The organism is Bradyrhizobium sp. USDA3010, from assembly GCF_056429065.1.
Map to the genome: position 1 here is coordinate 49,683 of NZ_JBWJZD010000032.1, position 23,984 is coordinate 73,666.

Consider the following 23,984-nt stretch of genomic DNA (forward strand, 5'->3'; position numbering starts at 1 on the left):
TCCCTTCAGCGCGTCAGTCGATGATGAAGCCGAAATTGACCGGCGTGGCGCCGATCGGCTCGGCACGGGCGGCAACGCCGTAGATGCGATTGACGCGCGCCAGCAGCGCCGACTGCGCGTCGGAGGCCGGGGCGAACCCGTCATCGGGACGGGACAATTCCTTCTGTGCAACCGCGCGCACCACATAGGGCGTTACGATGACCATGAGCTCGGTCTCGTTGTTGACGAAGTCCTGGCTCCTGAACAGCTGTCCGAGCACCGGGATCTGATCGACACCGGGCATTCCGTTGATGGCCTGCTTGGTCTGCTCCTGGATCAATCCGGCCATCGCGATCGAGCCGCCGGAGGGCACCTCCAGCGTGGTGTCGGCGCGGCGGGTCTTGATCGAGGGAATGGTCGTGCCGCCCTGGCCGCCGGTCAACGCGTTGTCCATCGAGACTTCAGAAACCTCGGTCATCACCTTCAGGCTGATGCGCCCCTCGGACAGCACCACCGGGGTGAAGTTGAGCGAGATGCCGAACTTCTTGAAGCTGACGGTCTGGACGCAATTCCCGATCGTGCCTGTCGACGAGGTCTGGCAGGTGACGCCGGTCGGAATGGGAAACTCGCCGCCTGACACGAAGGTCGCGGACTCGCCGGAGATCGCCGTGAGGTTGGGCTCGGCCAGCGTCTTCACCACGCCCGCGCTCTCCATCGCGCGCAGCGTCGCGGTGACGGTCGGCACGCCGAGCTTGTTCAGGGCCGCGCCGGTCAGCATGTTGTTGGCGAGCGGTCCGTTGTTGGCGGTGAAGGCGTTGGTGTTGTTGAAGACGACCGCAGCGGTACCGTAGTTCATGTTGGCACTGAGATCGACGCCGAGCTGCTTGACGACGTCGCGGCGCACTTCGGCGACGGTGACCTTCAGCATCACCTGGTCGCGGCCGCGCACCACAATCGAGTTGACGACCTTGTCGGGGCCGCCGACGAGCTTGGCGGCGATGTCGCCGGCCTGCTGGGCCTCGACCGGGCTCGCCACCGTGCCGGTCAGCACCACGCTTTCGCCGACGCCCTCGATCTGGACGCCCGGCAGCATCTGCTTCAGCGCGGCACGCATGCCGTTGAGATCACGCTTGATCGCGATGTCGTAGGAGGCGACCTGGTTGCCGTCGGCGTCGAAGAACACCACATTGGTCTGGCCGACCGCCGCGCCAATGATATAGGCGCGCTGGGCCGAGCGGATCACGGCGTTGGCGATCTTGGGATCGGCGACCAGGACGTCCTTGGCTTCGCGGGGCAGGTCGACCACCACCGACTTGCCGACGCCGAGCGAGACGAAGCGCGTCTTGGCGGCGATGCTGCTCGTCACCGCGACGTCCGCATTTTTGTCGGGATCGGTCGCGCTGGCGAGGGCAGGGATCAGCATCAGGGCGGCGACCGCCGAGACTGACAGCGAGCGGACCAGCGTGGTCCGCCTCGCCAGTTGTTTTGCAGCAATTGTCATATCGAAGCCCCCATCACTTCTGTGTCGTCTGAGAGCTCGGGATGCCGAAACGCACCACCCGAATGCTCTCGCCCCGCTTCGGGGCCTGATCTCTGGTCTCGTCGGTCTTCTCGTTGACGTCGGCGATGCTGCGCAGCGCCAGCGCCAGCGTGCCGCTCTGCCGTGCCCGCGCGAGCGTCTCGGCCTGTTCGGGCTTGAGCTCGAGCGTCACGGTCTTGCCGATGAGGGAGTTGTTGCCGTCCTTCTCTTTCGGTGCCTGGTCGATCGCCAGCACACGGACGTTGGACAGCAGGATTTCGGTAGTGATGATGTCGCGGCTGCCCTGTTGCTGGTCGGGATTCTTGTCGCGTCGCGACAGGATCACGTCGACGCGGTCGTTCGGCAGGATGAAGCCGCCGGCGCCGGTCTCCGGCGAGATTTCCGTGGAGATCGCGCGCATGCCGGTGGGCAGGATCGCGGCCATGAAGCCGCTGCCATTGGCCTTGACCAGTTTCTGCTCGCGGATCGGCTCGCCGATGATGAAGGGAGCGCGTGCGATCGAGCCGATGACGTCGTTCATGGCGTCGGCATTGGTGTCGTGGCGGATGAACGCGCTGCTTGCGGTTTCGGCCGGCCAGCGCTGCCATTGCACGTCTTCGGGCTTGACCGACTGACCGAGCCCGATGTCGGCCTTCGCCACCAGCACCTCGACGGTCGGCAGTTGTGCCACTGGCGGCGCGACCGGCGCCGGTTTGCGATCGCCAACGCTCGCGAGATACATGGCCGCGAGGCCTGCGACGCCGGCGATGCCGAGGACCACGATGCGTGCCGTCTTCATGCGATTGTCTGAATGCCCTTGACGCAGGGCAGTCACGTCCTCGCGGCACTGACAGCCCTTCCCGGGAGCATCAGTACGGCCGCAAAAGTATAAGGGAACTTGATGGAAGGTCCGGACAATTAAGGGATTGGTGGGGATGGTGAACGGCGAGTTATCGGCGGCGTCGCATCTCCGCAGAATCCCGGAGATCGTGCGTGCGCAACGCGTGCGACGTTAGTCGCAACGCGGCGGCGGCAGCGTCTTGGCCGGTCGGTCGTGGTTAATGTCGTCTAACGCAGCCGGCGTGGAAAGTCAGAGCGCGGCCTTCAACGCGGCAAAACCGCGATCGAGATCGGCCTTGAGGTCGTCGAGATTCTCGAGCCCGATATGCAGCCGCAGCGTCGGGCCGCCCGGCGACCATTTGGTCGCGCTGCGATAGTCGCTGCAGTCGAACGGGATGGCGAGGCTTTCGAAGCCGCCCCAGGAAAAGCCCATGCCGAACAGCGTGAGTGCGTTGAGCATCGCGTCGACCGCGGTCTGCGGCACAGGCTTCAGCACGATGCTGAACAGGCCGGAGGCGCCGGTGAAGTCGCGCTTCCAGATCGCATGCCCCGGGTCGGTCTCCAAGGCAGGGTGCAGCACCCGATCGACCTCGGGCCGCGCGCCAAGCCAGCGCGCGATCTCGAGCCCGGAGCGGTGGTGCTGGGCCAGCCGCACCGACAGCGTCCGGACCCCGCGCAGCGCGAGATAGACGTCGTCGGGGCCGGCGCAGACGCCGAGCAGGCGGATCGCCTCCTGCACCAGCGGCCAGGCCCTTGCATTGGCCGAGATGGTGCCGAACATGATGTCGGAGTGGCCGCCGATATACTTGGTGCCGGCCTGCATGCTGATGTCGACGCCCTGTTCGAGCGAGCGGTGATAGAGCGCCGTCGCCCAGGTGTTGTCGTCGATCATCAGCGCGCCGCGGGCATGCGCCACGGCCGAGATCGCGCGGACGTCGGGCATCTCGAAGGATTGCGAACCGGGCGCCTCGACCAGCACCGCGCGGGTATTCGGCTTGAACAGCGTCTCGATGCCGGCGCCGATCAGCGGATCGAAATAGCTGGTCTCGATGCCGTAGCGCTTCAGCATGTTGTCGCAGAAATTGCGGGTCGGCCGATAGGCGTTGTCGCACACCAGCAGGTGATCGCCGGCCTTCAGCACGGCGAGCAGCGTGGTGCTGATCGCGGCGAGGCCCGACGGGGCGAGGCCGACGCCGGCGCATTGCGGGCCCTCCAGTGCCATCAGCACGTCCTGCAGCGCCCGCGTGGTCGGGCTGCCGTGGCGGCCATAGGTAAATTCGGCGCGATGGGCGTGGAGGTCTTCCGCGGTCGGATAGAGCACGGTCGAGCCGTGAAAGACCGGCGGATTGACGAAGCCCTTCTGGGCCTTGGTGTCGCGGCCGGCCGTGACCAGGCGGGTCGCGGCGTCGTGCGGGCGGGAGGGCGTGGAGCCGTCGGAGGAGGTCATGGTTTGCTGCCGTTGGACTTTAGACTTTTTGCCGCAGCCGTACCGCGTCGGGAAGACAGGGCCACGCCGGGAGGTGTTACTAACAAGACGTAGAAGACGTGCGTCAACCCCTTGACCCGGCTCGTCAGTCGCTATGTGATGCGCCGCAACTACCAGTCGCCGCACGTTGAGGGGCCTGCCGCGACCTACGATCCGTTGCCTGGCCGGTTTGCACGTCAAACTGACTGTCAGATCAGCATCTTTTGCTGCAAGGGATCATTGGGATGGCCCGTGAACGCGAGGCGATCACAAAGCAAACGTCCAACGGACGACCCTGAAAGGCCTACCCATGAAACGCGTATCCCTGGCTGTCCTCCTTGCCGCTGCCGCTGCCTTGTCGGTCCAGTCCGCCTCGGCGCAAACCCTCAAGACGGTCAAGGACCGGGGCCAGCTGTCCTGCGGCGTCAGCCAGGGCCTGCCTGGCTTTTCATCACCGGACGACAAGGGGAACTGGACCGGGATCGACGTCGACGTGTGCCGGGCCATTGCCGCCGTGGTGCTCGACGACCCGACCAAGGTCAAGTTCGTGCCGCTGTCGGCCAAGGATCGCTTCACCGCGCTGCAATCCGGCGAGATCGACGTGCTGTCGCGCAACACCACCTGGACGGTGTCGCGTGATACCTCGCTCGGCGCCAATTTCACCGGCGTGACCTATTATGACGGGCAGGGCTTCATGGTGAAGAAGTCGCTCAAGGTCAATTCGGCGCTCGAACTGAACAGCGCGTCGGTCTGCGTGCAGACCGGCACCACGACGGAGCAGAACCTCGCCGACTTCTTCAAGGGCAACAACATGAAGTACGAGGTGATCGCATTCGGCAGCATCGACGAAGCCGTCAAGGCCTATGAATCCGGACGCTGCGACGTCTTCACCGACGACGCCTCCGGGCTCTATGCCAGCCGTCTGAAGCTCGCGAACCCCGCCGATCACATCGTGCTCCCGGAAATCATTTCCAAGGAGCCGCTGGGGCCGATGGTGCGCCACGGCGACGACCAGTGGTTCGACATCGTGAAGTGGACGCTGTTTGCGATGATCAATGCCGAGGAGCTCGGCATCACCCAGAAGAATGTCGACACGATGCTCAAATCGGACAAGCCGGAGATGAAGCGGGTGCTCGGCACCGACGGCAATCTGGGTGAGCAGCTCGGCCTGACCAAGGACTGGGTGGTGCGCATCGTCAAGGCAGTCGGCAATTACGGCGAGACCTTCGAGCGCAATGTCGGCGCCGGCTCGCCGCTCGGCATCGCCCGTGGCGTCAACAATCTCTGGAACAAGGGCGGGATCCAGTACGCGCCGCCGATCCGCTGATCGGTCCGGCCAACGGCTGCCGCGATGAGCATCGCGCCCCGCAAACCGCCGCTGCAATTTGCCCTCAGGCTGAAGCGTGCGCTTGGCGGCAAGACCGGCTGGAACGGATTAGCCGCCCAGATTGCCTTCGCCGCGGTCTTGGCCTGGATCGCCTACGAGATCGTGGCGAATGCGCGGACGAACCTGGAGACCCAGCACATTGCGTCGGGCTTCGGCTTCCTCAATTACAATGCGGGCTTTGACGTCAATCAGAGCCTGATCGCCTACAACAATTCCGACACCTACTGGCGGGTGTTCTTCGTCGGCTTGTTGAACACGATCCTGGTCTCGGTGATCGGCATTGTCTTCGCCACCGTGATCGGCTTCGTCGTGGCGCTGTGCCGGTTGTCGCCGAACTGGCTGCTGTCGCGGATCGGCGGCATCTATGTCGAGATCGTCAGGAACTTGCCGGTCTTGTTCCAGATCCTGTTCTGGTACCTCGCTGTGCTCGCGGCGCTGCCGGCGCCGCGGCAGAGCGTCTCGATCCTCGGTACGTTCTTCCTCAACAATCGCGGCCTGATCGTGCCGCTGCCGGTCAGTGAGCCCGGCCTCTATCCGTTCCTCGCCGCGCTCGCGGTCGGCATCGTCGTGGCGCTGGGCTTGCGGCACCACGCCCGGCGCGCCCTGTTCCAGCGCGGGCAGATGATCCGGATCTGGCCCTATGTGCTGGGTTGCCTGATAGGTCTGCCGCTGGTCTCGATGCTGATCTTCGGTTGGCCGTTGAAGTTCGAGCTGCCGCAGCTGAAAGGCTTCAACTTCGCCGGCGGCGCGCGGGTCATTCCCGAATTCGTTGCGCTGACGGTCGCGTTGTCGACCTACACGGCAGCCTTCATCGCCGAGATCGTCCGCGCCGGCGTCATGTCGGTGCACAAGGGACAGATGGAGGCGGGCGCTTCGCTCGGCCTCAGCCGCGCCGCGACGCTGCGGCTGATCGTGGTGCCGCAGGCGATGCGGGTCATCGTGCCGCCGCTGACCAGCCAGTACCTCAATCTCACCAAGAATTCGTCGCTGGCAGTGGCGATCGGCTATCCGGATCTGGTCTCGGTGTTCGCCGGCACCGCGGTAAGCCAGACCGGGCAGGCGATCGAGATCATCGCCATGACGATGGGCGTCTACCTGCTGCTCTCGCTCGCGACGAGCGCGCTGATGAGCGTCTATGGCTGGCGCATCAACCGGAGCATGGCGGCATGACGGATCTGTCCGGCTCGTCCTTTGTCCGGCAGGATCTGGTCGCCGAGCGTGCGGCGCCGGCCAAGACCACCGGCTTCATCGGCTTCGTACGAACGCGGCTGCTGAATTCGCCGGGCAACATCCTGCTCACGATCCTCGGGCTATTGCTGGCCTGGTACATCGTTGTCCCGACGATCAAGTTCCTGCTGGTCGACGCGGTCTGGGCCGGCAAGGATCGCGCCGCTTGCCTCGCCGAAAAGGCGGGGCACGAGGTCGGCGCCTGCTGGCCCTATATTGAGGCCAAGCTGACGCAGCTGATCTATGGCTTCTATCCGGAAACGCAGCGCTGGCGGGTCAATCTGACCTATGGGCTCGGCGCCGCGCTGTTGCTGCCGCTGCTGATGCCGCGCCTGCCGGCCAAGGGCATCAACTCCGGCCTGTTCTTCTTCGCGTTTCCGGTGGTGGCGTTCTTCCTGCTGCATGGCGGCGGCATCGCGGGCTTCGGCGTGAGCTGGACCGCCGGCGTGTTGCAGCTGTTCGAGCAGAGCGTTGGCGGCGCCGGCGATCTCTTGGTCAATCTCAGCAAGAGTTCGGCAATCGCCCCGCTGCCATGGGCACTGGGCAAGGTGCTTGTCCTGGTCGGCTTTCTGATCCATTGGCTGATCTTTCCGCTGACCTGGCTGCGCGACCAGTTCCAGCTCTCGTCGCTGCCGGTCTGGGGCGATTTCCTGGTCACCGCCGTCATCGTCTCCGCCGTGCTGTTTGTGCTCGGAGGCGGCATGCGGACCGGGCGCAGAGCGCTGATCGGCAGCCTGCTGACGTTTGCCGGGATAGCCGTCGGCATCAAGCTGATGGGGCTCGATCGCGGCGGCTTTCCCATCGTCGACACGCGACTGTGGGGTGGGCTCCTGGTGACGCTGGTGATCGCGATCACCGGCATCGTTGCCTCGATGCCGATCGGGATTGCGCTCGCGCTCGGCCGCCGCTCCAGCATCCCGCTGATCCGGATCTTCTCGATCGCCTTCATCGAATTCTGGCGCGGCGTGCCGCTGATCACGGTGCTGTTCTTCGCGACCTACATGCTGCCGTTGTTCGTGCCGGGCAATTTCGCCGTCGACGGCCTGTTGCGTGCCCTGATCGGTGTGGCGATCTTTACCGGCGCCTATATGGCCGAGGTGATCAGGGGCGGGTTAGCTGCGGTGGCGCGCGGGCAGGCGGAGGCCGCATCGGCGCTCGGCCTGTCCTGGTGGAAGACGACGTCGCTGATCGTGCTGCCGCAGGCGCTGCGCTACGTCATTCCCGGCATCGTCAACAGCTTCATCTCGCTGTTCAAGGACACCTCGCTGGTGTCGATCGTGGCGCTGTTCGATCTATTGGGTTCCCTGCGGGCATCGTTCTCCGACCCGAACTGGTCGACGCCGACGACGGCCTTTACCGGCTTCGCCTTTGCGGGAATGATCTATTTTGTGTTCTGCTTCGGAATGTCGCGCTACTCGCTGTTCGTCGAACATCGGCTCAACGCTCACCGCCGCCACTGAACAAGGTCACCATGTCCACAACCCCGATCGTCAACATCTCCACGCTCAACAAATGGTACGGCGACTTCCACGTGTTGCGCGACATCAACCTTGAGGTCGGCAAGGGCGAGCGCATCGTGATCTGCGGCCCGTCCGGCTCGGGCAAGTCGACCCTGATCCGCTGCATCAATGCGCTGGAGGAATTCCAGGAGGGCGAGATCGTGGTCGACGGCATCGAGCTCGGCCCGAACCTGCGCCGGGTCGACGAGGTGAGGCGCGAAGTCGGCATGGTGTTTCAGAGCTTCAACCTGTTCCCGCATCTCACCGTGCTCGACAATTGCACGCTGGCGCCGATCTGGGTGCGCAATATCCCGAAGAAGGATGCCGAGGCGGCCGCGATGAAGTTCCTCGAGCGGGTCAAGATCCCGCATCAGGCCAACAAGTTTCCCGGCCAGATGTCGGGCGGTCAGCAGCAGCGCGTCGCGATCGCCCGCGCGCTGACCATGAACCCGAAGGTGATGCTGTTCGACGAGCCGACCTCGGCGCTCGACCCGGAAATGGTCAAGGAGGTGCTCGACACCATGGTCGATCTCGCCAGAGAGGGCATGACCATGCTGGTCGTAACCCACGAAATGGGCTTTGCCCGCGAGGTCGCCAACCGCGTCGTGTTCATGGACGCCGGTCAGATCATCGAGTCGAACACGCCGCAGGAATTCTTCGCCAACCCGCAGCATGCGCGGTCGAAGCTGTTCCTGAGCCAGATATTGCGGTGATTTCCGCTGTCATTGCGAGCGGAGCGAAGCAATCCAATCATCCGCATCGGAAGCATGGATTGCTTCGTCGCAATAGCTCCTCGCAATGACGTCTGCGGGGACGTCGTTCGTCAGACGAACGGCAGCTCGATCTTGCTGCGCTTTTCCAGCCATTCCGGGACCGGCAGATTCTTCGAACGCATGAAGGCCGGGTTGAACAGCTTGGACTGATAGCGGTTGCCGGAGTCGCAGAGAATGGTGACGATGGTCTTGCCGGGGCCGAGCTGCTTGGCGAGCTGGATCGCGCCCGCGATGTTGACGCCGGTCGACCCGCCGAGGCACAGGCCTTCGTGCTCCAGCAGCTCGTAGATGATGGTCACGGCTTCCTCGTCGGAGACCAGGAACGCATCGTCGACGTTCGCTGTCTCGATCACCGGGGTCTTGCGTCCGAGGCCGATGCCTTCGGTGATCGAGTCGCCCGGCGTCGATTTGACCTGCCCGTTCTTGAACAGCTCGTACATCGCGAAGCCGTGCGGATCGGCGCAGGCGGTGACGATGTCCTTGTTCTTTTCCTTCAAATAGCGGCTGACGCCGGCGAGCGTGCCGCCGGTGCCGACCGAGCAGATGAAGCCATCCACCTTGCCGTTGGTCTGCTGCCAGATCTCCGGTCCGGTCGAGTCGTAATGTGCCTTGGGATTGTCGAGGTTGTTCCACTGGTCGGCGAACAGCACGCCGTTCGGCTCGGTCTTGCGCAGCTGCTCGGCGAGACGCCTGCCGAGATGCTGATAGTTGTTCGGATTGGAGTAGGGCAGTGCCGGCGCCTCGACGAGCTCGGCCCCGCACAGGCGCAACATGTCCTTCTTTTCCTGGCTCTGCGTCTCCGGAATGACGATCAGGGTGCGGTAGCCCCGCGCACTCGCCACGACCGCAAGTCCGATGCCGGTATTGCCCGCGGTCGATTCGACCACGAGCCCCCCGGGCTTCAGATCGCCGCGCTTTTCGGCGTCCAGGATCATCCCCTTGCCGGCGCGATCCTTCACCGACTGGCCGGGATTCATGAATTCGGCCTTGCCGAGAATGGTGCAGCCGGTCAGTTCGGATGCGCGTTTCAGCTTGATGAGGGGGGTATTGCCGATCGCTTCAATGACGTCTTTGTTGAATGCCATGTCGGGGAATTTCTTTGCCGGTCTGTGTCTTGCTTGCGGCGAACCTAGTGTGCTGATCGAAAAAGGGAAGGGCTTTCGCACTGCGGCAAATGGCGGGTTCACCACGCCGAACCCGACTGGCGCGCACCACATGGGCATCGCGGAGGAGGCTGTTTTGCTGCGGGCGGGTCGTCTGGCAGAATCGTTCTGCGGCCGGCGCTTTTGCGTCAGGTGCGCGCGATCGACCAAGTCAAGGCCTGACGAGGCGTCGCCTGGCGCTGCGAGATCGTTGTCGCTCCGGCGCATGTTGCGGATTCGGAGCAACAGGGCCGAGAAATCCCCATGAAATCTTTGTAAGAATGACGCCTTCCGGCACCGGTCTGAAGCGCGCGGAAATGCCGTAAAAATAGGGAAAAGTCGACATTCCGGGTAGCCGCAAATCGCTTGCGATGCGACGTCGCGCAATCGTGACAGGGCTGTCCGCCCTATCGTCCCAAGGGTAGGATGGGGCAGCCAGGTTCCATTGGAAGCATGACCCCCGTGCACGTCACCCAGACCATTGCTGACTGCGTCATTCGTGCGCCACGGGCGAAGTCTGGCTTTGGCGGAGAATGGGTGTGACCCAGCCCGCGTCCGTGATGGTGCCTGGAGGCCGCTTCGGCCTCGCCGTCCGCATGCGACGGCTCGCGGGACGCTCGCTTGTCGCGCTCGGCCTGGTCGCGGGCTCGGCCGGCTGCATTCTGACCCAAGACATCCCCGATCCCGCGCTCGACGTGCCGCAGGGCTACAAGGCCGCGCGTCTGGGCCGGCCGGGCGACGCGCTTCCGACGCTCGATTGGTGGCGAGGCTTCCGCTCCAAGGAGCTGACACAGCTGATGGAGGAGGCGCAGACCGTCAACCTCGACATCGCCGCGGCCGTGGCGCGCTTCCGGCAGGCCGACGCGCTGGCGCGGCAGGCGGGTGCGGCGCTGCTGCCGACCGTCAATCTCAACGGGTCTGAAACCTATTCGCGCACCTCGGGCTCCAGCGCCAGCGGTCTAACCAATGGCGGGCGCGAGGTGGTGAACTACAGCGCCTCGCTCAGCGCGAGCTACCAGCTCGACTTCTGGGGCCAGAATCGCGACGCCGCGCAGGCGGCGGAGGAGACCGCCGTCGCCAACCGGTTCGACCGCGAGGTGGTGGCGCTGACCACGCTGGCGAGCGTCGCCAACGCCTATTTCACGGTGCTCGCCGCACAGGACCGGCTGCGCACCGCGCAACGCAACATCGCCAGCGCCGAGCGCATCCTCAATGCGATCCGGGATCGCTTCAAGGCCGGCACCGGCTCCGATCTCGACGTCGCGCAGCAGGAGAGCGTGCTGGCCAACCAGCGCGCGCTGGTGCCGCCCCTGCGGCAGACGCTCGACCAGAACATCAACGCGCTCGCGGTGCTGGTGTCGCGGCCGCCGGAGAGCGTGCGCGTCGCCGGCGGCTCGCTCAATTCCGTCGCGATCCCGCGCGTCACGCCGGGTCTGCCCTCCGAATTGCTCACCCAGCGTCCCGATATCCGCAGGCAGGAGGCGCAGCTCGCATCCGCCACCGCCAATGTCGGCAGCGCGCGGGCGCAGTTCTTCCCGAGCATCCAGCTGACCGGGACAGGCGGCTACCAGAGCCAGGCGCTGGTCTCGCTGTTCCAGCCGCATGCGGCCTTCTTCAACCTGGTCGGCGGCATGACCCAGCCGATCTTCGACGGCGGCCGGATCCTCGGCAATTTCGAGAACGCGAAGGCGCGGCAGGATGAGCTGCTGCAGACCTATCGCAAGACGGTCGTGCAGTCGTTCACCGATGTCGACAACGCGCTGGTCGCGATCCGCGAGACCACGCGGCGGCTGCAGCTGCAGCGCGACGTGCTGTCGTCGTCGCGACGCGCCTTCGACCTGGCCGAGCAGCAGCTCAAGGCCGGCACCGCCGACATCGTAACCGTGCTAAACACACAGCTGACCCTGTTCCAGGCGGAAGATGCTTATTCCCAAGCCCAGCTGGCCCGGCTATTGGCGATCGTGAGCCTGTATCAGGCCTTGGGGGGCGGCTGGGAACCGAAGATGGAAAGACCGGTCGATGCTCTTTAAGCCCGACTCGAGCGACGACGAGAAAAGCTCAGCCCCGCGCAAGCGGAGCCTGGTCTCGCGCCTGCTTGGACGCATGGTGTCGCTGCTCATCACACTCGTGATCCTCGGCGGGCTCGGCTATCTCGGTTGGCTCGCTTTCCAGCCCAAGCAAAATGGAGGCGGCGGGCGCGGCGCGGGCGCGCGGCCCGATCTGCCGGTGCCGGTGCTCGCGGCCACGCCGCATATGCAGGACGTGCCGGTCTATCTCGACGGCGTCGGCTCGGTGAAGGCGCTCAACACCGTCACGGTGCGCTCGCAGGTCGATGGCAAGCTGCTCAAGGTGAATTTCGTCGAGGGCCAGGACGTCAAGAAGGACGACGTGCTCGGCGAGATCGATCCTGCGATCTATCAGGCGCAGTACGACCAGGCCGTCGCCAAGAAGGCGCAGGACGTCGCGCTGCTCACCAACCAGAAGCTCGACCTTACCCGCTATGAGCAGCTGGCCGCCAGCAATGCCGGCTCCAAGCAGCAGGCTGACACGCAGCGTGCGCTGGTGGCGCAGCAGGAGGCGCTGATCAAGGCCGACCAGGCCGCGATCGACAATACGGGCGCGACCCTGAGCTACACCAAGATCGTCGCGCCGATCTCCGGCCGCGCCGGCCTGCGCCAGGTCGACCAGGGCAACATCATCCACGCCTCCGACACCACCGGGCTCGTGATCCTGACCCAGCTGCAACCGATCGCGGTGTGGTTCAGCCTGCCGCAGCAGCAGATCATGCGGGTCAACGCCGCGGCGGCGAAGGGCCAGCTTGCGGTCGATGTGTTCGGTAATGACGGCGTCACCGTGATCGATACCGGCAAGCTGACCGGCATCGATAACCAAGTCGATCCGACCACCGGCACGCTGAAGCTGAAGGCCGAACTGCCGAATGCCAGCTACCAGCTCTGGCCCGGCCAGTTCGTCAATGTGCGGCTCAAGGTCGAGACCCTGCCGCAGGCGATCGTGGTGCCGACCTCGGCGGTGCAGCGCGGTCCGGCCGGCACGTTCAGTTACGTCATCGGCGAGGACAGCACTGTCACCGCCAAGCCGGTCACGGTCACGCAGCAGAACGAGCATGAAGCCGTCATCGCCAGCGGCCTGACCACGTCGGACCGCGTCGTGACGACGGGCTTTGCCAATCTCGCGGATGGCTCCAAGGTCGTGGTCGGCAAGGACGACGGGCCGCCGGCCGCCGATCTTGCGCCGCGCAAGCGCGGTCGTACTCCGGACGGCAAGCGCGGGGCGCAAGGCGAGGGCCAGAGCAAGGACGCCAAGCAGGACGGACAGAGCGGCGAGCATCGCGGCCGGCGCGACCACAGCGAGGGCGATCAGAAGGGGCAGACCGGACCGGCGCCCGCGCCGGCGGCAGGGGGCGAACGGTCGGGCGGCGCGCCGAAGGCCCAGCCATGACCGGAATCCTGACCTCGTAATGTCCAACCTAACAGCGAGCACGCAACCATGAGCGTCTCCGAACCGTTCATCCGCCGGCCGATCGCCACCTCGCTGCTCGGCATCGCCCTGATGATCGGCGGCGCGCTGGGCTATTGGGCATTGCCGGTCTCGGCGCTGCCGCAGGTCGACTTCCCGACCGTACAGGTGACGACGCAACTGCCGGGCGCGAGCCCCGACGTGGTGGCCTCGCTGATCACGGCGCCGCTGGAGCGGCAGCTCGGGCAGATTCCGTCGCTGTCGTCGATGAACTCGACCAGCTCGTTCGGCGTCAGCCAGATCTCGCTGCAGTTCGACCTCAACCGCGACATCGACGGTGCCACCCAGGACGTCCAGGCTGCGATCAATGCCGCCGCCGGCATTCTGCCGAAGACGCTGCCGTACCCGCCCGTCTACGCCAAGGTGAACCCGGCCGACGCGCCGGTCATGACCCTGGCGCTGACCTCGGACACGATCTCGCTGCGGGCGATGAGCGATCTTGCCGATACCATTCTCGGCCAGCGGTTGAGCCAGATCTCCGGCGTCGGCCGGGTCTCGATCCTCGGCGGATTGAAGCCCGCGGTGCGCGTGCAGGCCGACCTGGCGCGGCTTGCGGCCTATGGCATCGCGATGGAGGATCTGCGCAACGCGATCGCCGGCGCCAACGTGTCGGGGCCGAAGGGCTCGCTCGACGGCGCCCAGCAGTCCTACACCATCGCCGCCAACGACCAGATCGCCGCCGCCGCCGCCTACCGGCCGATCATCATCGCCTATCGCAACGGCTCGCCGGTGACGATCGGCGATGTCGCTCAGATCGTCGACGGGCTCGAGAACGACCGCACCGGCGGCTGGTACCAGGGCACGCCGGCCGTCATCATCGATATCCAGCGCCAGCCCGGCGCCAACGTCATCGACGTCGTCCAGCAGATCCGCGGCGAAATCCCGCGGCTGCAACGGTCCGTCCCGGCCGGCGTCAAGCTGACCGTGGTCTCCGATCGCACCGTGACGATCCGCGCTTCGGTCCACGACGTGCAGTTCACGCTGATCCTGAGCGTCGTGCTGGTGACGCTGGTGGTGCTGTTGTTCCTGCGGTCGCTGCGCGCGACCCTGATCGCCGGCGTCGCCCTGCCGCTGTCGCTGATCACGAGCTTCGGCGTCATGTATTTCGCCGGCTTCAGCCTCGACAATCTGTCGCTGATGGCGCTGACCATCGGAACCGGTTTCGTGGTCGACGACGCCATCGTGATGATCGAGAACATCGTCCGCCACATGGAAGGCGGCGAGACGGTGATGGAGGCCTCGCTGAGGGGCGCCAGCGAAATCGGCTTCACCGTGATCTCGCTGACGGTGTCGCTGATCGCGGTGTTCATCCCGCTGTTGTTCATGTCCGGCCTGGTCGGCCGCATGTTCCGCGAATTCGCGCTGACCTTGACGATCGCGGTCGTGACCTCGGCGATCGTCTCGCTGACCTTGACGCCGATGATGTGCTCGCGGCTGCTCAAGAACATCCACGAAGAGATGGCGGTCCCGGGCCTTGCCGCGGTCAGCCGCTTCATCGACCGCATGGTGGAATTCTATCATCGCACGCTGCTCTGGGTGCTGCAGCGCCAGCGCGCGACGCTGCTGGTGACGTTCGCGACCATCGCGCTGACGCTGATCATGTATGTGCTGGCACCGAAGGGCTTCCTGCCGCTGCAGGACACGTCCTCGATCACGGCGGTGACCGAGGCCGGCCCCGACGTTTCGTTCGCCGAGATGCAGCGTCGTCAGAGCGCGGTCTCCGACCTCATCAAGGCTGACCCTGACGTGGTCGGCGTGGTCTCGGTGATCGGTGCCGGCTCGGTCAATCCGACCACCAATGTCGGCCGCCTGGTGATGACACTGAAGCCGCTCGACCAGCGGCGCGACGGTGTCGTCAAGGTGATCGAGCGGCTGAAGCAGAAGATCGCGACGGTCCCCGGCATGACCGTCTACTTCCAGCCGGTGCAGGACGTGCAGATCTCGACCCAGTCGAGCCGCTCGCAATACCAGTACACGCTGACCGCGACCGATGCCGCCGAGGTCTCGCAATGGTCGCAGAAGCTGGTCGCCGAGATGCGGCGCGATCCGATCTTCCGCGATGTCTCGTCGGAGGCGCAGGATGGCGGCCTGCGTGCGGCGCTCGACATCAATCGCCAGCGCGCCGGCCAGCTCGGCGTCAGCTTACAAGGCGTCACCGACACGTTGAACGACGCCTTCGCGCAGCGGCAGATTTCGACGATCTACGGCCAGGCCAACCAGTACCGCGTGGTGCTCGAGGCGTTGCCGATGTATCAGCGCGATCCCTCGATCCTCGACAAGCTCTATCTGCCCGGCGCCAACGGGGCGCAGGTGCCGCTGTCGGCGGTCGCGACGCTGGTCCGTACCACGGCGCCGCTCGCGATCTCGCACCAGGCGCAATTCCCGTCGGTCTCGCTCAGCTTCAACCTGGCGCCGGGCGAAGCGCTCGGCGACGCGGTCGAGGCGGTGAAGGCGATCGAGACCCGGATCGGCATGCCCGGCAGCATCGTCGGTATCTATTCCGGCGACGCCGCCGAATTCGCGCGCTCGCTGGCCGGACAGCCCTGGCTTATCCTGGCGGCGATCATCACGATCTACATCGTGCTCGGCGTGCTCTACGAGAGCTACATCCACCCGATCACGATCCTGTCGACGCTGCCCTCGGCCGGCGTCGGCGCCATCCTGGCCTTGATGCTGTGCGGGCAGGACCTCTCGGTGATCGGCCTGATCGGCATCATCCTGCTGATGGGCATCGTCAAGAAGAACGCGATCATGATGATCGACTTCGCGCTGGAGGCCGAGCGGCACCAGGGCATGTCGTCCTATGACGCCATCGTGCAGGCCTGCCTGTTGCGGTTCCGACCGATCATGATGACGACGCTGGCGGCGCTGTTCGGCGCGCTGCCGCTCGCGATCGAAAGCGGCACCGGCGCCGAGCTGCGCTTCCCGCTCGGCATCTCGATCATCGGCGGCCTGCTGCTGAGCCAGCTGCTGACGCTCTACACCACGCCGGTAATCTATCTCGCGCTCGACCGGCTCAACCGCCGGATCGAGCGGGCCGTGCCTGAGCCCGGTCCCAGCGGCCCGCCGATCGCGGGTGCGACCGAGGGCATGCAGTGATCTCGATCTCCGAGCCCTTCATCCGCCGGCCGGTGGGCACCACCTTGCTGGCGATCGGGCTGTTTCTGGTCGGGATCGTCGCCTACGAGTTTCTGCCGGTGTCGTCGGTCCCGAATGTCGACTTCCCGACCATCCGGGTGTCGGCGTCGCGGCCCGGCGCCGATCCCTCGGTGATGGCCGCGACGGTCGCCGCGCCGCTGGAACGCAAGCTCGGCACCATTTCGGGCGTCGACCAGATCACCTCGACGAGTTCGCTCGGCACCACCAGCATCCAGGTGCAGTTCTCGATCGGCCGAAACATCGACCGCGCGGCGCGCGACGTGCAGGCCGCGATCAATGCATCGCTCGCCGATCTGCCGAGCGACCTGCCGTCGTTGCCGAAATTCCGCAAGGCCAATCCGGCCGCAGCACCCGTGTTCGTGCTGGCGCTGACCTCGAAGACGATCTCGACCAGCGCGATGTACGACGTCGCCGACACCGTGCTGGCGCAGCGCATTTCGCAGGTGCCTGGTGTCGGCGAGGTGACGGTCAGCGGCGCCGACCAGCCGGCGGTGCGCATCGCGCTCAATCCGGTGTCGCTGGCGAATGCCGGGATCGCGACCGACGACGTCCGGCTTGCGATCATCAATGCCAATCCGCTGGGCCCGGTCGGCATCTTCAACGGCGACCGGCTGAGCGAGACGCTTTCGATCAACAAGCAGATGCGCACCGCGGCCGAGTTCCGCGACATCGTCATCAAGAGCTCGAACGGCAATTTCGTCCGCCTCTCGGACGTTGCCGAGGTCGAGGATTCCGTCCGCAATTCGCGTTCGATCGCCTGGTTCAACAAGCAGCCGGCGGTGCTGATCCAGATCACCAAGCAGGGCGACGCCAACGTCATCGATACCGTCGACGGCGTTCGCAGGATGCTGCCGGAACTGAAGCAGTGGATCCCGGCCGGTGTCGAGATCTCGACCCTGGTCGATCGCACCGGAACGATCCGCGCCAGCGTCGAGGACATGCAGTTCACGCTGCTCGCGACCGCCATGCTGGTCATGGTGGTGGTGTTCGTGTTCCTGCGCAGGATCGTACCGACGATCGCTGCCGGCGTCTCGGTGCCGCTGGCGCTGGCCGGCACCTGCGCCGGGATGTGGCTTGCCGGCTTCTCGATCGACAATCTGTCGCTGATGGCGCTCGCGATCTCCGTCGGCTTCGTGGTCGACGACGCCATCGTGATGATCGAGAACATGTACCGCAATCTCGAGCAGGGCATGGCGCCATATCCGGCCGCGGTCGAAGGCGCCAAGCAGATCGGCTTCACGGTGCTGTCGATCTCGCTGTCGCTGATCGCGGCCTTCACGCCGCTGATCTTCATGGACGGGATTGTCGGCCGGCTGCTGCGCGAGTTCTCGCTGACCCTGACGTTTGCCATCATCGTGTCGACCCTGGTGTCGGTGACGATCACGCCGATGATCTGCGCGCACTACATCAAGGAGGCGACCTCGGATCGTGCCACCTGGTACGATCGCGTCATCGAGGGCACGCTGTCGCGCGTCGTGGCGTTCTATGCGTCGACCCTGCGGATCGTGCTCGGCTATCCCTTCCTGACCTTGGTGGTGTTCTTCGCCACCGTCGCGCTGACGGTGGTGCTGTACGTCAAGACGCCGAAGGCCTATTTCCCGACCGACGACAGCGGCTTCGTGATCGGGGCGACCCGCGCTTCCGCCGACATCTCGTTCCAATCGATGCTCGGTTTGCAGCAGCGGCTCGCCGACATCGTGATGGCGGACCCCGCGGTCGCCGGCATCGGCTCGTCGGTCGGCTCCGGCGGCGGCCCGGGCGGCGCCACCTCTAATCGCGGCACCATGTTCATCAGCCTGAAGCCGCCGGAGGAGCGGGGAGGCATGTCGACCGCGCAGGTGATCGACCGGCTGCGTCGCAATCTGTTCATGGTGCCGGGCATCCGCCTGTTCATGTTCGCCGCCCAGGATATCCGCACCGGCGGCCGGCAGAGCGATTCCGACTACCAGTACACGCTCGCCTCGACCGATCTCGATCTGTTGCAGAAATGGGCGCCGCTCGTCGCCAAGCGCATGGAGACGGTGGAGGGCATCACCGATGTCTCCGCCGACCGCGATCCTGGCGGCTTGCAGCTCAACCTCGTGATCGACCGCAAGATCGCCTCCAGCCTTGGCGTCCGGGTGCAGGACATCGACAATGCGCTCAACAACGCGTTCTCGCAGCGGCAGATCTCGTACATCTACACCCAGCGCAACCAGTACGTGGTGGTGCTCGAGATCGATCCGAAATTCCAGAGCGACCCGTCGAACCTCGAGCGCATCTACGTCGCCGGCGCCAATGACGTGCAGGTGCCGCTGTCGGCGCTCGTGCACTACCAGCGCGGACTGTCGGCGCTCGCGGTCTATCACTCCGGCGGATTCCCCTCGACCACGGTGTCGTTCAACCTGTTGCCGGACGTGCCGCTGGAGGTCGCGACCACGAACATCCAGCAGGCGGTCGACGAGCTGCACATGCCCGAGGGCATTCGCGGCAGCTTCGACGGCAATGCCGGCGACTTCAACAAGACCAGCGGGCGGCAGCCGCTGCTGATCCTCGGCGCGCTGGTCGCGATGTATATCGTGCTCGGCGTGCTCTATGAGAGCTTGGCGCATCCGATCACGATCATCTCGACCTTGCCGTCGGCCGGCCTCGGCGCCTTGCTGGCGCTGCAGGTGACCAACACGCCGCTGACCGTGATCGCCTTCGTCGGCATCATCCTGCTGATCGGCATCGTCAAGAAGAACGGCATCATGATGGTCGACTTCGCGCTCGAGGCCGAGCGGCATCAGGGCCTGTCGTCACGGGATGCGATCTTCGAGGCCTGCCGGGCGCGCTTCCGCCCGATCCTGATGACGACCATGGCCGCGCTGTTCGCCGGCATTCCGCTGGTGATTGCCACCGGCCCGGGCACCGAACTGCGGCGGCCGCTCGGCATCACCATCATCGGCGGCCTGTTCGTGTCGCAAATCCTGACGCTCTACACCACGCCGGTGATCTATCTCCTGATCGACCGGTTGCGCCGGCGCCCGGCGCCGTCAGGCGTGCACGCTCCGGCGGAATAGGTTGGATTGAACGGCTCCGCACGCGTATAGCGGAGCGATGTCCGAACCGACCGAAGCAAAGACCGAACTAGCCACCGAGATCCCGGAGTGCCCGCATTGCGGCAAGCCGATGCCGCTGTGCATCTGCGACAGCGTGACGCCGATCAAAAGCCGGATCCAGATCCTGATCTTGATCCATCCGCAGGAGCAGGACAGGGCGCTTGGCACCGCGCGACTGTTGGCGCGGCATTTCGAGAACGCCGTGGTGCGGATCGGGCTGTCCTGGCCCAGCCTCTCCAAGGCGCTCGGCCGGCCGGTGGCCGATCCGTCGCGCTGGGCGGTGCTCTATCTCGGCTCGGCCAAGGTCGAGGATCTCGATACCGACGCCGAGATCGTCGCGATCAACCGCAAGGGCGAGCTGGAGCAGCACCAGCGCGCCATCCTCTCCGACATCGAGGGCATCGTGCTGCTCGACGGCACCTGGAGCCAGGCCAAGGCGCTATGGTGGCGCAATGCCTGGATGCTGAAGTGCCAGCGGGTGATTCTCGGGCCGAAACGGCCCTCGCTGTACGGCAAGCTGCGCCGGGAACCGCGGCGCGACGGCCTGTCCACCATCGAGGCGGCCGCGATCCTGCTGGCCGGGCTGGAAAAGCGGCCGGATATCGCGGCAGCGTTAACTGATAGTTTCGAGCGGATGCTCGCGAGATTCCGCGAAGTGCAGGCCGAAATGCCGGAATTGGCGCCAAAACCGAAGAAGCGGGACTTCCGGAAGCGCCGACGTTAGCTGTCCGGCTTGGTTGCCTATCGCAGAGAGGGCGTATATGAAGTGCGCCGCAAGGGGCCACGTGGCGGAGTGGTTACGCAACGGTCTGCAAAACCGTGTACACCAGTTCAATTCTGGTCGTGGCCTCCACTCATCTCATCAATGGCTTGCAGCCGACAAATGAGAAGCCGCATTAGCTTGCGGCGTACCAGCCTTCAGGAAACGGAATCAGCGGCCACGGCGCCTGGTTGTCATTCGCCGCGCGCGGCGGCGGCTGAATGCGGGGCGACGGTTGGGCCACGAAATCCTCCTGAGCAATAGGCGCGATCGCCGTTTGCACGGCGTCCAGCAGCAGATCAAATTCGACTTCGCTCATCGCGCTCTCCAAGGTTCGAGAGCGCCATGGTCGCAAAACTGTCTTCGGTCCGGATTGAGCGATTCGTTCGAATTTTATGAAAAGAACGATGGCGCCCGCTTTGGTAAATAAATGGCTGATGACCCCCGCTGGGAACCTAGGTCGGCAAGGCCGCACCTCCTGTGAGACAAATCACATGTTGCGAAAAACTCTTCCCCGACTTCGCGGCATATTCATAGCCGTCAAATATCGCAGGAATTTTAGGGAGATGTGACGGTGGAGGCAAGCATCGCAGGATGGTCGGCGATCCCATCTCGCATCGATCCTGGGCTCTTGCCGGCATGGTCCGCCAGCGGGACGGCGCCGGGTGCAGCGGGCCGCTCCCGAACGGCGTAGATCGTCTACGCTCGCTGTCTATCGCCTCGGCGCCGGGGAAATTCCCGACATCGGCGCTTTCGCGGTCATGCCAGCCCGGCGAGGTCTCCCGACAGCATGGTCTTGAACTGCGTCAGCACCTGCCGCGCCTTCCGCGGCGGCAGCGTGATCGCGTGACGCACGGCGGCTGCGATCAGCGTCATCGTCAGTGCCGAGAAGGTGGTGAGGGTGGCGGCCGGCATGGTGGGCGCAACCCGCCTGACAGCGTCGGACAACAGGCCGGAGAGCACGGCCATGTCGTCCGCATCGAGCTTCTGCAGGGCGCGGTCGGCCTGGGTCGCCTGCCAGATGTCGCGCATCACAGGCTTGCGCATGAACATCTCGTAGTAACTGTCGACGATCCGGCATAGCGCCGGGTGCAGGTCGCGCGCGGACGAGACCGCGGCCAGATCGCGCCTGACGCAATCGCGCCCGACCGCGTTATGCCGTTCCGCCAGCGTGCCGATGATCGCGGCCTTGTCGGGGAAATATTGATAGAGCGAGCCGAATGCGACGCCGCTGCGTTCGACGATGTCGCTCATGCGGAAGGCCTCGCTGCCTTTCTCCGCCATGATCTCGGTCGCGCAGGCGAGGATGCGCTCGAACCGCTCGCGGCTGCGCTGCTGCGTCGGAGCAAGCCGCGCCAGCCCGGGCAGGGGGGCTTCCACGCCGGGCGCGGCCCTTGCCGCTCCCTTTGGCGCTGCCGCGGGCGCGGCCTTTCGTCTTGCCATCTCTCTCCTCCGCAAATGGGGGTTGACGTCTCAAATACGAGAGTTTATCGCATTTTACAAATGCGAGTATCTCTCGCGTTTGGAGGTGGAGCGATGCGCAATATCCTGACCTCGGGTTTGCTGTGGTTTTCCGCGCTCGGCTGCGGCCTGCTTGCCGGGGTCTATTTCGCGTTCTCGGCGTTCGTCATGACCGCGCTCGGCCGCATCGACCAGGCCGCCGGCATCTCGGCGATGAACGCGATCAATGTCGATATCGTGCGCTCGCTGTTCATGCCGGTCTTGCTCGGCACCACGCTGTCTTGCGCCGGGCTCGTCGTGCTCGGCGGGCTGCGATGGCAGGAGCCAGGCGCGCTCGCGATGATCTGCGGCGGCAGCCTCTATGTCGTCGGGATGTTCGTCGTCACGGTCGTCTTCAACGTGCCGCTGAATGATCAGCTTGCGGCCACAGATCCCGTGAGCACCGCGGCCGCGCCGGTCTGGGCGCGCTACCTGACCGATTGGACCTTCTGGAACCACGTGCGGACCATTGCCTCGCTTGCGGCGACGGCGCTGTTCATTGCCGCCATCGCTGCGCGATAGAGCGCTTCCCGGAGAGGCGCTTCGGGGGCGGGGCGTACGCGCAGAAGAATCAGCGGTGCGGCGAAATGGCCGCGCCGGGCGGTGTTTCCCGGTGCCCGCGGCGCGGATAACGGGACAGCCGGGACAAGCCTGCATCGCCCTGGAACACCGGCAAAGCCTTGCACCGCAGAGGTTTACCGTGCCCCGCTAAAGTTTCGCCAGAGGCCCATTTGGTTCTTTGCAAGGCCGAAAGGCTTTGTTATACGCTGCCCGCTCGCGAACGTTTTGTTCGCCTATTCCTCGGTAGCTCAGCGGTAGAGCATTCGACTGTTAATCGAATGGTCGCTGGTTCGAATCCAGCCCGGGGAGCCAGTTCTGGCCCCATAAAGTCCCTTCAATCGCCTATCACAAGCCTGTGGTCCGTTACGGGCAGACAAAAAACGTCGTCAAATCGACTCAATAACCGCCGACACTTCGTCCTGCCGGGTCTGGAGAGGTGATTTGATGGCCATTAACCTGATCGACCTGTCGATGCCGCAGCCGACGCTTGTTCCGAGCGATGCTCCGGACATCAGTGACGATGAGTGTGTCCGCCGGCTCGCGAGGGCCGTCGAGGAGCATGATTCCGAGCATCTCGATGAAGTGGTCCGTCTGATCGGCCGGCTTGCGGTCACGATCGAATAGAGCGCACCACGGCGCGCATTTTGAGGGCGGGTTTTGCACGCCAACGGCGTGTTGCGTTTTGGCGGAGCTTGTTCCAAAAGATGGCCCTGTTCTAGCTTCTCCAGCGGCAATGCCGCGACTTGCAGGGTCCCGCCAATGACCGGTTTTTCGACCGCGCGCCAGTACATGGTGGATGGTCAGGTGCGTCCGAGCGACGTGACCGACGATCGTATTCTCGAAGCCATGCTGACCGTGCCGCGCGAGGTGTTCGTGCCGGCCGGCAAGCAGGCGCTGGCCTATCTGGACCTCGATCTCGACGTTACCGAGGGCGGCACGGCCAAGCGCTGCCTGATCACGCCGGCGTTGCTCGCCAAGATGCTGCAAGCCGCCGAGATCAAGGCGACCGATCGCGTCCTGGTCGTCGGCTGCGCGACCGGCTACGCCGCCGCCATCGTGGCGCGCTTTGCCGGCGAGGTCAGCGCAACCGAGAGCGATCCGGCGCTGGCCGCAAAGGCCTCCGCAGCGTTCGCCCAGCTCGGCATCCAGAATGTGACGGTCAAGACCGCTGCCGCCGCCGACGGTGATGCCGCCGGCGCGCCGTATGGCGTCATCGTTCTCAACGGTGCGACCGAGATTGTCCCGACCGGGCTGTTCGGCCAGCTCAAGGAGGGTGGGCGGCTGGTCGGGGTGTTCGGCCTGACGCCGCCGCCGCGTGCCACCCTCGTGACTCACTCGCACGGGGATTTCGGCCATCGCGAGCTGTTCGACGCCACGGCCCCCGTGCTGCCCGGATTCGAGCGAGTTCCGGCGTTCGTCTTCTGACCGCTACCGCGCTGCGCCAGCTGATAAAATCCCGTTCTGAATCAGAAGTGTGGCCCGTTTGCCCCATGTGAAGAGTTTCAACCGCGTTCCGTTGCGGGGTAGTTCCGTTGCCCTTAGCTGCGGACTAAGGT

Annotated in this window: 18 protein-coding genes and 2 tRNA genes; 14 read left to right on the forward strand and 6 right to left on the reverse strand. The window is 65.1% G+C overall.

From position 1 onward, the window contains the following. Positions 1-13: 13 nt before the first annotated feature. The 3 genes from AC066Y_RS34125 to metC form a co-directional block, all read right to left on the reverse strand. On the reverse strand, positions 14-1,480 hold the full coding sequence (locus AC066Y_RS34125; protein ID WP_456762902.1) for a type II and III secretion system protein family protein: 1,467 nt from the start codon (positions 1,478-1,480) through the stop codon (positions 14-16). A gap of 13 nt (positions 1,481-1,493) precedes the next feature. Beyond that, on the reverse strand, positions 1,494-2,297 hold the full coding sequence (gene cpaB / locus AC066Y_RS34130) for a Flp pilus assembly protein CpaB (protein ID WP_478277702.1): 804 nt from the start codon (positions 2,295-2,297) through the stop codon (positions 1,494-1,496). Between the two features lie 291 nt (positions 2,298-2,588). After that, positions 2,589-3,785, reverse strand: coding sequence for a cystathionine beta-lyase (gene metC / locus AC066Y_RS34135; RefSeq protein ID WP_478277703.1), 1,197 nt, complete (start codon positions 3,783-3,785; stop codon positions 2,589-2,591). 328 nt (positions 3,786-4,113) lie between these two features. Here metC and AC066Y_RS34140 point away from each other — a divergent pair, with 328 nt between their 5' ends. Genes AC066Y_RS34140 through AC066Y_RS34155 form a run of 4 tightly spaced genes read left to right on the forward strand, consistent with a single transcriptional unit; the run spans position 4,114 to position 8,629 of the window. Then, complete coding sequence (locus tag AC066Y_RS34140) at positions 4,114-5,130, forward strand: amino acid ABC transporter substrate-binding protein (protein WP_173642910.1); 1,017 nt, start codon at positions 4,114-4,116, stop codon at positions 5,128-5,130. Between the two features lie 24 nt (positions 5,131-5,154). Next, positions 5,155-6,360, forward strand: coding sequence for an amino acid ABC transporter permease (locus tag AC066Y_RS34145; RefSeq protein WP_478277704.1), 1,206 nt, complete (start codon positions 5,155-5,157; stop codon positions 6,358-6,360). Beyond that, on the forward strand, positions 6,357-7,877 hold the full coding sequence (locus AC066Y_RS34150; protein ID WP_478277705.1) for an amino acid ABC transporter permease: 1,521 nt from the start codon (positions 6,357-6,359) through the stop codon (positions 7,875-7,877). The genes AC066Y_RS34145 and AC066Y_RS34150 overlap by 4 nt, the downstream gene beginning before the upstream one ends. An 11-nt stretch (positions 7,878-7,888) precedes the next feature. Beyond that, positions 7,889-8,629 carry an amino acid ABC transporter ATP-binding protein gene (locus AC066Y_RS34155; protein ID WP_029083902.1) on the forward strand — a complete coding sequence of 247 codons (741 nt, stop codon included), beginning with the start codon at positions 7,889-7,891 and terminating at the stop codon, positions 8,627-8,629. 110 nt (positions 8,630-8,739) lie between these two features. On the opposite strand, the gene AC066Y_RS34160 is transcribed toward AC066Y_RS34155, so the two are convergent. Continuing rightward, positions 8,740-9,774, reverse strand: a complete 1,035-nt coding sequence (locus AC066Y_RS34160; protein WP_478277706.1) for a cysteine synthase A — start codon at positions 9,772-9,774, stop codon at positions 8,740-8,742. A 590-nt stretch (positions 9,775-10,364) separates the two neighbouring features. On the opposite strand from AC066Y_RS34160, the gene AC066Y_RS34165 reads away from it, so the two are divergent. The 6 genes from AC066Y_RS34165 to AC066Y_RS34190 all read left to right on the forward strand — a co-directional run bounded on the left by AC066Y_RS34165 (position 10,365) and on the right by AC066Y_RS34190 (position 20,460). Beyond that, positions 10,365-11,861 carry an efflux transporter outer membrane subunit gene (locus AC066Y_RS34165; RefSeq protein ID WP_478277707.1) on the forward strand — a complete coding sequence of 499 codons (1,497 nt, stop codon included), beginning with the start codon at positions 10,365-10,367 and terminating at the stop codon, positions 11,859-11,861. Next, entirely contained in the window at positions 11,851-13,290 is a 1,440-nt protein-coding gene (locus AC066Y_RS34170) for an efflux RND transporter periplasmic adaptor subunit (protein ID WP_478277708.1), read from the forward strand. The genes AC066Y_RS34165 and AC066Y_RS34170 overlap by 11 nt, the downstream gene beginning before the upstream one ends. A 48-nt stretch (positions 13,291-13,338) precedes the next feature. After that, complete coding sequence (locus AC066Y_RS34175; RefSeq protein ID WP_478277709.1) at positions 13,339-16,467, forward strand: efflux RND transporter permease subunit; 3,129 nt, start codon at positions 13,339-13,341, stop codon at positions 16,465-16,467. Then, positions 16,464-19,568, forward strand: a complete 3,105-nt coding sequence (locus AC066Y_RS34180) for an efflux RND transporter permease subunit (RefSeq protein ID WP_478277710.1) — start codon at positions 16,464-16,466, stop codon at positions 19,566-19,568. The genes AC066Y_RS34175 and AC066Y_RS34180 overlap by 4 nt, the downstream gene beginning before the upstream one ends. Before the next feature lie 37 nt (positions 19,569-19,605). Continuing rightward, a complete protein-coding gene (locus AC066Y_RS34185) occupies positions 19,606-20,331 on the forward strand; it encodes a tRNA-uridine aminocarboxypropyltransferase (RefSeq protein WP_478277711.1) in 726 nt (241 codons plus the stop codon). A 55-nt stretch (positions 20,332-20,386) separates the two neighbouring features. Next, positions 20,387-20,460: transfer RNA gene (locus tag AC066Y_RS34190), tRNA-Cys, on the forward strand. Positions 20,461-20,503: 43 nt separating this feature from the next. Here AC066Y_RS34190 and AC066Y_RS34195 read toward each other — a convergent pair. Both AC066Y_RS34195 and AC066Y_RS34200 read right to left on the reverse strand, forming a co-directional pair. Continuing rightward, on the reverse strand, positions 20,504-20,686 hold the full coding sequence (locus AC066Y_RS34195) for a hypothetical protein (protein WP_478277712.1): 183 nt from the start codon (positions 20,684-20,686) through the stop codon (positions 20,504-20,506). A gap of 440 nt (positions 20,687-21,126) precedes the next feature. Further along, positions 21,127-21,810, reverse strand: coding sequence for a TetR/AcrR family transcriptional regulator (locus AC066Y_RS34200; protein ID WP_478277713.1), 684 nt, complete (start codon positions 21,808-21,810; stop codon positions 21,127-21,129). A gap of 93 nt (positions 21,811-21,903) precedes the next feature. Here AC066Y_RS34200 and AC066Y_RS34205 point away from each other — a divergent pair, with 93 nt between their 5' ends. From AC066Y_RS34205 to AC066Y_RS34220, 4 genes are all read left to right on the forward strand, one after another. Next, a complete protein-coding gene (locus tag AC066Y_RS34205; protein ID WP_478277714.1) occupies positions 21,904-22,389 on the forward strand; it encodes an anthrone oxygenase family protein in 486 nt (161 codons plus the stop codon). Between the two features lie 276 nt (positions 22,390-22,665). Then, positions 22,666-22,740: transfer RNA gene (locus tag AC066Y_RS34210), tRNA-Asn, on the forward strand. Between the two features lie 132 nt (positions 22,741-22,872). Then, positions 22,873-23,052: a hypothetical protein gene (locus AC066Y_RS34215; RefSeq protein ID WP_092114500.1), complete on the forward strand. Its 180-nt coding sequence runs from the start codon at positions 22,873-22,875 to the stop codon at positions 23,050-23,052. Between the two features lie 135 nt (positions 23,053-23,187). After that, positions 23,188-23,853 carry a protein-L-isoaspartate O-methyltransferase family protein gene (locus AC066Y_RS34220; protein ID WP_478277715.1) on the forward strand — a complete coding sequence of 222 codons (666 nt, stop codon included), beginning with the start codon at positions 23,188-23,190 and terminating at the stop codon, positions 23,851-23,853. Positions 23,854-23,984: the final 131 nt, after the last annotated feature.

Coding starts and splice junctions, on each gene's coding strand:
- AC066Y_RS34205 (WP_478277714.1), top strand. CDS start 21,904: ATGCGCAATATCCTGACCTCGGGTTTGCTGTGGTTTTCCGCGCTCGGC.
- AC066Y_RS34140 (WP_173642910.1), top strand. CDS start 4,114: ATGAAACGCGTATCCCTGGCTGTCCTCCTTGCCGCTGCCGCTGCCTTG.
- AC066Y_RS34170 (WP_478277708.1), top strand. CDS start 11,851: ATGCTCTTTAAGCCCGACTCGAGCGACGACGAGAAAAGCTCAGCCCCG.
- AC066Y_RS34175 (WP_478277709.1), top strand. CDS start 13,339: ATGAGCGTCTCCGAACCGTTCATCCGCCGGCCGATCGCCACCTCGCTG.
- AC066Y_RS34220 (WP_478277715.1), top strand. CDS start 23,188: ATGACCGGTTTTTCGACCGCGCGCCAGTACATGGTGGATGGTCAGGTG.
- AC066Y_RS34125 (WP_456762902.1), bottom strand. CDS start 1,480: ATGACAATTGCTGCAAAACAACTGGCGAGGCGGACCACGCTGGTCCGC.
- metC (WP_478277703.1), bottom strand. CDS start 3,785: ATGACCTCCTCCGACGGCTCCACGCCCTCCCGCCCGCACGACGCCGCG.
- AC066Y_RS34165 (WP_478277707.1), top strand. CDS start 10,365: ATGGGTGTGACCCAGCCCGCGTCCGTGATGGTGCCTGGAGGCCGCTTC.
- cpaB (WP_478277702.1), bottom strand. CDS start 2,297: ATGAAGACGGCACGCATCGTGGTCCTCGGCATCGCCGGCGTCGCAGGC.
- AC066Y_RS34155 (WP_029083902.1), top strand. CDS start 7,889: ATGTCCACAACCCCGATCGTCAACATCTCCACGCTCAACAAATGGTAC.
- AC066Y_RS34145 (WP_478277704.1), top strand. CDS start 5,155: ATGAGCATCGCGCCCCGCAAACCGCCGCTGCAATTTGCCCTCAGGCTG.
- AC066Y_RS34195 (WP_478277712.1), bottom strand. CDS start 20,686: ATGAGCGAAGTCGAATTTGATCTGCTGCTGGACGCCGTGCAAACGGCG.
- AC066Y_RS34185 (WP_478277711.1), top strand. CDS start 19,606: ATGTCCGAACCGACCGAAGCAAAGACCGAACTAGCCACCGAGATCCCG.
- AC066Y_RS34160 (WP_478277706.1), bottom strand. CDS start 9,774: ATGGCATTCAACAAAGACGTCATTGAAGCGATCGGCAATACCCCCCTC.
- AC066Y_RS34150 (WP_478277705.1), top strand. CDS start 6,357: ATGACGGATCTGTCCGGCTCGTCCTTTGTCCGGCAGGATCTGGTCGCC.
- AC066Y_RS34215 (WP_092114500.1), top strand. CDS start 22,873: ATGGCCATTAACCTGATCGACCTGTCGATGCCGCAGCCGACGCTTGTT.
- AC066Y_RS34200 (WP_478277713.1), bottom strand. CDS start 21,810: ATGGCAAGACGAAAGGCCGCGCCCGCGGCAGCGCCAAAGGGAGCGGCA.